Raw genomic sequence first — 10,963 nt, 5'->3', positions numbered from 1 at the left:
TATGCTGAAGTTTCAGGTAAATTTTCTTGTATGTAAACAGCTATTTTATAATTGAAAATAATTTGAGGTTTTCTTGCATCAATAGATTTACGCAATACTTTTATAGCATTAACTTCTTTTTCATCAATTCCTAAAAAACGACAAGCTTGTTTTTTTAAAATATCTTTATGATTTACATCTTGAATTTTTACCCGGAGTTGAATCTCTTTTATCATATTGGCAAAAATACTTAAATTTTTAGTTCCTATTAATTCATTACTACTATTTTATAATTATTGCATCAATTAAATAATGCATACGTTTCATATATTACTTAATATTAGTGGTTTCAGCATTTAAAAATTACTATATTTATGTGTTGTTTTATGAACACTTAAATTATTGATAATGAAATTTAAAAAATTCACTTCGTATAATTTAGAAATAAAAATATGAATGAAATTATAAAAACAAACCCAAATAATAATGATAAAAATGGTTATGTTACAAATCTATTTTTATATTTAATTTAAGCAACTATCGCATTCCTTTGATTAAACATTTTTAGTTTACTTTAACAAATAGTATCATTATTAATTAGTATAATTGCATATGGTAAAAAACATATTTTATATAGCTTTATTATTAATTTCAATTAAAGCATTCTCTCAAGAACCAAAGGTTAACGATTCCATATATAATTTAGATTTGGCTATCTTTTTAAAAGGGCAAATTGTAAATAATTTTGACAAATCTCCATTAGATGGCGCACATTTATTTAATTTAAACTCAGTTATTGGTACAATTGCTAATGATGAAGGTAAATTTGAATTAGCAACAAGGGTAAATGATACAATTTATGTTTCTTACCTAGGTTTTCAATCTATTAAATTAAAAATTACTAATGATTTATTAAAAGGAAATGAATTAGTAATAGAACTACACGAAAAAACCGAGCAAATGGAAGAAGTTGTTGTGAAATCTCACAAACTTGTTGGGGTTTTAGAAATTGACGCAAAAAATGTACCTAAGGATAAATATGCACGTATACACATTGTTGGTTTACAACAAACTTATGAAGTTGGTTCAAGAGCGGATAGAAGTTACACCTCTCCTATTGATGCTTTATTTAAGCCAATAGATTTTGTATATAGTATGTTTGGAAAAAAACCACAACAATTAAAGAAACTTAAAAAACTTCGTACTGATGATAGCTTGCGTGAAATGCTAGAAGGTAAATTTAATAGAGAGTTAATGATGGAGTATTTAGATATGGATTCTCAAGAGTTAACAGAACTTTTAAATGAATGTAATTACTCAGATTACTTTATAAAATCAGCCAGCGATTTACAGTTAATTGAAGCGATCTTGTTGTGTTATGAAAATCATAAAGCTATAAAAAATGGTAGCACAATTAAAGAAATAGAAAAATAATAAATAGCATTATTTTTATTTCTAATTGTAAAATTGAGTCAAAAAAAAGGCCACTAAATAAATTTAGTGGCCTTTTTTTTAGTAATAAATTTTTATTGATTCCCTAAAATTAATGGTAAACCATCTTTAGCACTACCAACAATAACAATTTTACTGTTTGGTGATTTTGCAAGTTCTAACGTTGCTTCAATACCTTTATCTTGTAAAATTTTATCAGTTAAAGAAGCACTTAAAATTTTATTAGCATCTGCTTTACCTTTAGCTTCAATTATTTGTTTTTGAGCTTCCTTAGCAGCTGTAACCAATCTAAATTCGTATTCTAATGATTCTTGTTCTTGCTTTAATTTACGTTCAATAGCATCTTTAATAGTTGCAGGTAATGTAACATCTCTAACTAAAACTTCATTTAATTCAATATATTGACCATCTAAAATTTTCTTAGCTTCATCATAAATTTCATTTTGAATTACATCTCTTTTACTTGCATACAATTGCTCAGGAGTATAACGTCCAACAACAGAACGCGCCGCAGAACGAAGTGTTGGCTTAATTACTCTTTCTAAATAGTTTTCTCCTTTTTCTTGATGTAATTTACCCAAATCTTCAGGTCTTGGCATATACCATGATGATGTTTCTAAAATAATATCTAAACCATTTGATGAAAGTACTTTCATTTTTTCAAATAATTCTTGTTGACGTACTTCATATACTATCACTCTATTCCAAGGTGCTACAATGTGAAAACCTTCACCTAAAGGTTCTTCATTTATTACTACACCTCCATCAAAACGTTTCCATAATACACCTGCTTCACCCGCATCAATAGTTACCGTTGATTTAGATAAAAAGATAACTAGTACAATACCTATTAATATTATAGGCATTAAAGTTTTTGGTAATTGTAACTGTCCGTTATTGCTCATTTTTTTTATTTTTAAATTTCCTCAAAAATACAAAACAGAATTCATTAATTAATTATAATTCTCATTTTAAGTATAAATTAACGATAAGCTACTCTAAAGGAAGAAAAGCGCCTTTTATTAATATATTCTTTTCAATTAAGTTTGTATCTAATACTTCAACCCAATCTTCATTTTTAGTTCCAATGGTTATTTTAACTTTTTCAAACTCATAAGTATCCTTGTTTTTATCTTTTAAAACTAATACATAATAGTTATTATCTTCTTCAAGAATACTAGTTACAGGTAAAGCTGATTTCTGAATTGAATTCGTAATAATTTCAGCTTCTACAAACATCCCTACTAAAAATGGCTCATTTTCATCTTCTACATGGCCATGAACTTTTACCGTTCTATTTTCATCAATAGATTTACCTACTAAATGAACAGCTGCATTGTACTTTTTTGAAGAAGATTCTGGTATGCTGAATTGTATTGATTGTTCTTCTTTAACATTTAAAATATCCTTTTCAAATACAACCAATTCTAAATGTTTATGTTCATCATTTATTATTTCTAATAAAACCTCTGAAGAACTCTTAAACTCTCCAACATTGGTAAAAATAGCTGTAATGCTACCTGATATTGGGGCATAAATTCCAATGGTTGATACAATTTTACCTGCTTTTACATTTTCTGTATTTATATTCATTAATTCCAATTTTTGAGCTAAACCATTGGATAAAGCCAACGCACTTTTGTAATTACTTTCCGCTTTTAAGTAATTTTTTTGAGATGTAATTTTTTCGTCAAATAGTATTTTTTGACGCTCATTTTCTGATTTTAAATAGGTTAATTGCTCATAAATTTCAGCATAATTCTGCTGAATTTCAATAAAGTCTGGGTTTTCAATGGTTAAAAGTAATTGACCTTTTTTTACATTATCCCCTATTAATAAAGGTGATTTTTTTATAAATCCACCCATAATTGCGCTAACTTTTGCTCTATAAGCAGGAGGAACATCAATATAGCCGTTTGTTTTAATACCTTCAATAAAAGGTTGTGTAGATATTTTACCAAGCTCCATTTTAGAATTTTCAAATTGAGCTTTTGTAATTTTAATAACACTTTCACTTATTGCTGAAGTTTCAGTTTCTTTTTCACTTGGTTTCGATGAATTACAAGATGTTAGTCCTATTATTAAAAATAGAATTATACTTTTTATTATATATGTTTTCATTTGTATCAATTTATAGGTTTAAATAATTCAATTCTAAAGCAATTTGATTGTATTTGTTTAAGTTATTGAGGTGATCAATTTTTACTTGACTAGAAGTTTCAATACTTTGTATGTATTGAAAAAAATCAATTTCTCCATTTTTATAACTTAACGTGGCTGTTTTTAAAATTTCTGTTGCTAAATTTTTACCACTTTCTGTAAAATAATTTAGTTGTGCCTCACTCTTTTTAAGTTCCTCAAGCAAATTTTTATATTTAGATTTCAACTGTAAATTTGTATCAATAACCAATTCATTTGCTATATCCACTTCAATTTTTGCTGCACTAATTTTAGCAGATTTTCCAAAGAAAAATAGAGGGATTGAAACACCTGCCTGAAAACTATTTACAGAAACACTAGTGGCCAAATCTTTACTATTAAAATAATTGAATTGTAAATCTGGCAATAATTGTTGTTTCTCAACGCCTATTTTTGCTTTATACAACTTACTGTTTTCGGTATAATAACTATTGATTAAATGATTTTCTAAGTCTAAATTATTAATTTCAATTTTTGATAAATCAGTTTCTGAAATTATAAATTTTTCTTCAGATTGAAGTAAGATATAAAACTCCTCGTACGCTATATTTATATCATTATGAAGATTTTCTAACTGCATTGTAAATTGCTTATGTTTAGATTGTGAAGTAATCATTTCTAAATAATTAGACTCTCCCAATTCAAATTTTCGTTGAGCAGCTCTTGAAAAGTTCGTGTACAAACTATCTATAGTAATCAAATGTTCCTTTTTTTGATTTAAATAAACAATATTAGTATATGCTTTTGAAACATTTTTAATCAAATTATCTTTTGCTAATTGATAGTTTAATTCACTTAAATTTGAATTGATTTTATTTACCTTTTTTTTAGCAAAATACACCGAAGGAAATTCAACAGTCTGATCTATTCCATAGGTTTCTAGCGGTTCACCATCAACTCCTAAATTAGTTTTGTCATTGCTATAATAAATTTTTGTTTTATCAATTTCAAAAGCACTATTTATCAGTTTATCACTTCTGTCTATTTCTAATTGCTTTATATTTAGCTGTACATTGTTATCAATTGCAATGGAAATAGCTTCATCAATAGAAATTGTTTTTTCTTGTGAAAAACCAGCAACTGGGGCTAAAAGAAATAATAATATAATAGTAGGTTTGAATTTATTTTTCTTTTTTATTTTAAATTCTTTAGTATCAAAAATCGCATATAATACAGGTAAAACTACTAATGTTAAAATGGTTGCTGTTATTAAACCTCCAATTACAACTGTAGCTAACGGTCTTTGAACTTCAGCTCCTGCATTGGTTGATATTGCCATAGGTAAAAATCCTAAAGCAGCTGCAGCTGCAGTTAAAATAACTGGACGCAGTCGTTCTTTTGTTCCTAATAATATTCTTTCATAAACGTTGTCCATACCTCTTTCTTTAAGTTCTTTTAAATGTTCAATCAATACAATACCATTTAATACTGCAATACCAAAAAGTGCTATAAATCCTACACCCGCAGAAATACTAAATGGCAAACCTCGTAACCACAGAAAAAGAACACCACCAACAGCTGATAAAGGAATTGCTGAAAACACCATTAATGCTTCTTTTATAGATTTAAATGCAAAGTGTAACAATATAAAAATCAATAATAAAGCGATTGGAACAGCAACTTTTAAACGTGCTTTTGCACTGTTTAAATTTTCAAATTGTCCGCCATAGGAAACCGTGTACCCAACTGGTAATTTTACTTGGCTTTCTATAATATCTTGAACATCTTTTACAACCGATTCCATATCTCTGTTTCTAACATTCACACCAATAACAATACGTCTTTTAGTATCGTCTCTTGATATTTTTGCTGGACCTTTTGTATATTCAATAGTTGCTAATTCATGCAATGGGATTTTATTTCCAGAAGGAGTATCCACATATAAATTTTTAAGATTGTCAATGTTTTTTCTGTATTCAGTTTGTAAGCGTACTACCAAATCAAATCTGCGCTCACCTTCAAAAACATTTCCTACTGTTTGCCCAGCGAATGCCATTGATACTACTTGATTTAAATTTTGAATATTTAATCCATAACGTGCTACTTTTTTTCTATTATAAGTAACAGTCATTTGTGGCAAGCCATCTATTTTTTCAACAATTATATCTGCTGCACCTTCAACATTTGCAATTTTAGATTTAATCTCATCAGCTTTTTTAGCTAAAATTGCTAAATCGTCTCCAAATATTTTGATAGCAACATCTGCCCTAACACCTGTAATTAATTCATTAAAACGCATTTCAATTGGTTGTGTAAACTCAAAATCTACTCCAGGGATAATGGATAGTTTTTCTTTAAACTTATCGGCTAATTCATCTTTTGAATCTGCAGAAACCCATTCTCCTTTTGGTTTTAATTTAATAATCACATCACTTTCTTCCATAGACATTGGATCCGTAGGAACTTCAGCAGCACCAATACGTGAAACTACTTGATCTACTTCAGGAAAGTTATCTAATAATATTTGCTCTATCTGGGTTGTGATTTCAGTAGTTTTTGTAAGTGATGTTCCTGTTTTTAAAACTGGTTGAATCACAAAATCTCCCTCATCTAACGTTGGTATAAACTCACCTCCCATTCTTGAAAAAAGAACAGCCGTTGCTATTAGCAAAGCTACTGATGAGATAATAACTGTATTTTTATGATTTAATGCCCATTTAATTGTTGGTTCATATAAACTTAAAAAGAAGTTCATTAAACGCTGTGAGATGTTATTTTTAGAAACTTTTTCAGGCTTTAAAAAGATAGATGCAATTACAGGAACATACGTAAAGCATAAAAACATAGCGCCAATTAAAGCAAAACTAAATGCTAATGCCATAGGCTTAAACATTTTACCTTCAACACCACTTAATGACAAAATTGGGATAAATACAATTAAAATTATCAATTGTCCAAATACAGCCGATGTCATCATCTTAGAACTACTCTTATAAGTAATCTCATCAATACTTTCTTGTCTCTCACTTTCTGACAACTGCATTAATTCAGTTCTATTACTCGTAATTTTAAAGGCTATAAACTCAACAATAATTACAGCACCATCTATAATAATACCAAAATCTATGGCTCCTAAACTCATTAAGTTAGCATCAACACCAAAAATGTACATCATAGATAATGTAAACAGTAATGACAAAGGAATTACCGAAGCTACAACCAAACCAGAGCGGAAACTTCCTAATAAGAGTATCACTACAAAAATTACGATGAGTACACCTAAAATTAAATTTTCAGCAATTGTAAATGTTGTTTTACCAATTAATTCACTTCGCTCTAAAAAACCATTTATAAAAACTCCTTCGGGTAATGTTTTTTGAATTTCAGCTACACGCTCTTTTACAGCTTCAATAACTTTGTTTGAATCGCCGTCTTTAAGCATCATTACTTGTCCTAAAACCTTTTCTCCTTCACCATTTCCTGTAATAGCTCCAAATCTGTTAGCAAAACCGAAATTAACTTCTGCAACGTGTTTTATTAAAATTGGAATTCCATCAATATTTTTTATAACAATATTTTCAATGTCTTCTATAGATTTTATCATTCCTTCACCGCGAACAAAGAAACTCTCATTGGTTTTTTCAATATAACCACCACCTGCAACACTGTTATTCATTTCTAAAGCATCAATAATTTGAGTAGCCTTAATATTCATTGATTTTAATTTCTCAGGATTTATTGCAACTTCATATTGCTTTAAAAATCCACCCCAAGTATTGACTTCTACAACACCTGGTATTCCTGAAAGTTGACGTTTTACAACCCAATCTTGCAGGGTTCTAAGTTCCATTGGAGAATATTTATCTTTAAATCCAGGTTTTGTATCTAATATATATTGATAAATCTCCCCTAAACCAGTAGTAATTGGTCCCATTTCTGGAGTCCCGAATCCTTCAGGAATTTTTTCAGCGGCTGTTTTTATTTTTTCAGCAATTAATTGCCTTGGTAAATAGGTTCCTATAGCATCGTCAAAAACAATAGTAACCACCGATAAACCAAATTTTGAAATTGATCTAATTTCCTGAACTCCTGGTAAATTCGCCATTTCTAACTCTACAGGATAAGTTATAAATTGTTCTACATCTTGCGTAGATAAATTTCTTGAAGTTGTAATTACCTGAACTTGATTATTGGTAATATCAGGCACAGCACCAATTGGTATTTGCGTTAATGAAAACAATCCAAATCCAAAAATTGCAGCTGTAATTAATAAAATAATCAATTTATTTTCAATACTGACCTTAATGATTTTTTGTAACATAATTTATTTAGTTAATAATGTATATTATTGAGAAACAGTTTAATGCTTCTCAAATTTAATTATAAAAAAAATTGTACTATGTTACTTTTGTGGTGGTTGAGAAAAGCTATTTACAAATGAATTGGAAGTAGGTTCATTGTAGGCAAATTTGTTCTCTGCGAAAGCTAATTCATTGAAAGAAGTAAAAATATCATTTGAAAAAAGTGCACAAACATATTGAAACTGAGCTTCTATGTGTTTATGTTTGAACGGTAATTCTTTATGTTCATTATGTTCATTTTTATGCATATTTATCTCGCTGCCATAATGCATTGCGATAAAATCAGAAAAGCTATCACCTGATTCAAAATGGCAAACTACATGATTTACTAGTGTAGGAATTTTACCAATATCAGAAAAATCAAGGTTAAAACTTTGAAATAAAATTGTAAAAGATAATATGATTACAAGAATCTTATTCATTAACAAAAAATGGAATTAAACATATTTAGACAAATATTGTGTATTCTAAAAAATTAAAATGATTTATATAATCATATTTTTCAATTTAATTATAATTTTTACTTATGAAGTAAATTTTAGAATGCTTTTAAATTTTTCCGAAATACTTACGCACAAACCATTCTGTACTTAAAGAAAGTAGAATAAGTCCTAAAATCCATTTCCAATTTATTAAAGGAGTTTTAACCGTTTTAGCTTTCTGAATACTTTTAAAACGCGGGTCTAAAGTCAAATTTTTAATAAGCTTAGCTTCTTCATTAGAATAGTGAACATAACCATTTGTCTTAGCTGCTAGTATTTTTAATGGTTTATGATTCGCATTTGTAAACTGCTGTTCAATTTCAAAAGGTAGTATTTTAAAACTTCCTTTTTCTGATAAAATTTGATTTTCAACAGCAACTGAATAACTATATTCATCCGAAGGGAGGTTTGATAATTCGACTAAAAATTTACTCTTCAAAGCTGCAAAAGGTATATTTTTTGAGAAATTAGTTGTCTTGCTTGAAACTGACAACCAAAGTTTTGATCTCGCATCAAAATTAAAGTTCTTATCTAAATAAATGGCTGAGATTTGTAGCATTTCATTTGCGTAATAAATAGGGTCTACATAAACAGATAATCGCTTATTCTTTTCATTTGAAGTTAAATATTGAATTAAATTAGAAATAAATCCATCAAAAACTTCAAAGGTTTTACTATCTGTAAAACTATTCATTCTCCATCTCCAAGTATTTTCTCCTAATAAAATAGCACCTCGTTGATTGTTGTTTTCAAACGTTGCTAATAAAGGTTTTTCAGTTTTAATGGTTCCAATTTGTTGAAATAATAACGCTTGATAAGGAATAGAAAAACTAACATCTCCAAATTGATCTTCTAGAGGAGCAAAATTTGAAAATTCAATAGCATCACTTAAAAAACTAGCGTAATTTGAATTAAATACAGGAAGGTAATTTTCTGTCTGACGAATTACATTTTTTGAAAAATTATTCTGAATCTTATTTAAAAAATTCCAATCTGTACTCAACCCTGAAATTATTAAATAATTCTGTTTTTTGTCATTAATAGTTTCAAAAGCAGCTTTAAATTTATTTGAAGGTTGATTTAATATAATTAATTGATAATCAGACAAATCACCTTTAAAGTCTTTAATATTTGAAATAGTAACTAATCGCTGTTGATTACTTTCAATAGATTTTTTTAGCATTCCTAAATCTGGATGCACTATTGAAGTTAAAATTAAAATTTTAGATTTTTCTTCGATAACATTTACACTAAAACTTTTTGAATTATTTATTGTATTTTTTTCATTCTCCAATGCTGAAATTTTTGCAGTATAATACTGTATCCCATTCTCTTCCGCAGTTAAAAAGAAAGATTCCGTTTTTATAGCTGAAGTTTTTGAAAATTGAAGCACTTTACTATGCACAATTTTACCTTTATGAAAAATGTTTAATTTTTTGGAAATTGAATTTGTTCCAACATAATTTATAAATATCTCAACGGGAAATTTATTATTTATATTGGTAAACTTATTTACGTTTAACTGATGTATATAAATATCTTCAAAAACAGTTGTATCACCAATTATAAATGGAAAAATAGGACTTTTATAATTTATAAACTCAACGTTATTTCCAACAGTTTGGTTTCCATCTGTAATTACAACAACCGGAGTACTTTCTGTTTTATATAATTTAGAAAACTCTTCAAAAGGTAAAGATATATTTGTCTGATTTTCATTAAATTTCAATGAATCTAAAACAGTAACATTTTTTCCAAAACTATAATATTCAATGGAATATTTATCATTTAAACCTACATTATTTTTAAATAAGTTAACTAAATTTTCAATTGCCGTGTTTTGAGAAATGTATTTAATTGAAGTTGAATTATCAACGGCAACAACTAATTTAGGTTTTACAATTTCAGTTGTTATTTTTTTTATTGAAGGATTAATAATTAATAAAAAAATGGAAAAATAGGTTAAAAACCTTAAAAAAGAAAGCCAATATTTTAATTGGCCTTTCTCTTTATTTTTAAAAACATACTGAAATATAGCTATCAATAAAGCAGCAAATACAGCTATTAGTATAAATAACAATGTTTCAGTTTCCATTTTAATTTGTCACTGTAAAATTTAGGTTAACATACCTCCATCAACACTTAAAGTTTGCCCAGTAATATATGAACTCATGTCAGACGCTAAAAACACACAAGCATTAGCAACATCTTCTGGTGTTCCACCACGTTTTAAAGGAATAGCGTTTGTCCATTCTTTTACTGTTTCTTCTGGTAAAACAGCAGTCATTTCTGTTTCTATAAATCCTGGTGCAATAACGTTGCTTCTAATATTTCTTGAACCTAATTCTAACGCTACAGACTTAGAAAATCCAATAATTCCGGCTTTTGATGCTGCATAATTGGCTTGACCTGCATTTCCTTTTAATCCAACAACTGAACTCATATTTATAATAGAACCTGATCTTTGTTTCATCATAGGTCTTATTACCGCCTTTGTTAAATTAAAAACCGATTTTAAATTCACTTCAATTACACTATCAAAATCTGCTT

The 10,963-nt window shown here is 28.0% G+C and carries 7 protein-coding genes and 1 pseudogene; 1 reads left to right on the top strand and 7 read right to left on the bottom strand.

Annotated features, from left to right (window positions below; translation table 11 throughout):
• Positions 1-215 (bottom strand): annotated as a pseudogene (locus Q0352_RS09920) (FAD-binding protein); the annotation flags it as partial.
• Between the two features lie 376 nt (positions 216-591).
• On the opposite strand from Q0352_RS09920, the gene Q0352_RS09915 reads away from it, so the two are divergent.
• Positions 592-1,413, top strand: coding sequence for a carboxypeptidase-like regulatory domain-containing protein (locus Q0352_RS09915; RefSeq protein ID WP_299527147.1), 822 nt, complete (start codon positions 592-594; stop codon positions 1,411-1,413).
• Between the two features lie 92 nt (positions 1,414-1,505).
• On the opposite strand, the gene Q0352_RS09910 is transcribed toward Q0352_RS09915, so the two are convergent.
• From Q0352_RS09910 to Q0352_RS09885, 6 genes are all read right to left on the bottom strand, one after another.
• Positions 1,506-2,336, bottom strand: a complete 831-nt coding sequence (locus tag Q0352_RS09910; protein ID WP_299527146.1) for a prohibitin family protein — start codon at positions 2,334-2,336, stop codon at positions 1,506-1,508.
• An 88-nt stretch (positions 2,337-2,424) separates the two neighbouring features.
• The gene (locus Q0352_RS09905; RefSeq protein ID WP_299527145.1) at positions 2,425-3,552 is read right to left on the bottom strand and encodes an efflux RND transporter periplasmic adaptor subunit; all 1,128 of its coding nucleotides are present in this window, start codon (positions 3,550-3,552) and stop codon (positions 2,425-2,427) included.
• Positions 3,553-3,562: 10 nt separating this feature from the next.
• A complete protein-coding gene (locus Q0352_RS09900) occupies positions 3,563-7,891 on the bottom strand; it encodes a CusA/CzcA family heavy metal efflux RND transporter (protein WP_299527144.1) in 4,329 nt (1,442 codons plus the stop codon).
• 81 nt (positions 7,892-7,972) lie between these two features.
• Positions 7,973-8,353, bottom strand: coding sequence for a hypothetical protein (locus tag Q0352_RS09895; protein WP_299527143.1), 381 nt, complete (start codon positions 8,351-8,353; stop codon positions 7,973-7,975).
• Positions 8,354-8,480: 127 nt separating this feature from the next.
• Positions 8,481-10,508 (bottom strand): VWA domain-containing protein, encoded by a 2,028-nt coding sequence (locus Q0352_RS09890; RefSeq protein WP_299527142.1) that lies wholly within the window; start codon positions 10,506-10,508, stop codon positions 8,481-8,483.
• A gap of 21 nt (positions 10,509-10,529) precedes the next feature.
• Positions 10,530-10,963: SDR family oxidoreductase (locus tag Q0352_RS09885; protein ID WP_299527141.1), on the bottom strand; the 434-nt coding region annotated here is incomplete at its 5' end.

Origin of the sequence: uncultured Lutibacter sp. (assembly GCF_937891065.1) — a bacterium.
GTDB lineage: Bacteria > Bacteroidota > Bacteroidia > Flavobacteriales > Flavobacteriaceae > Lutibacter.
This window is presented reverse-complemented; position numbering and strand designations above follow the sequence as displayed.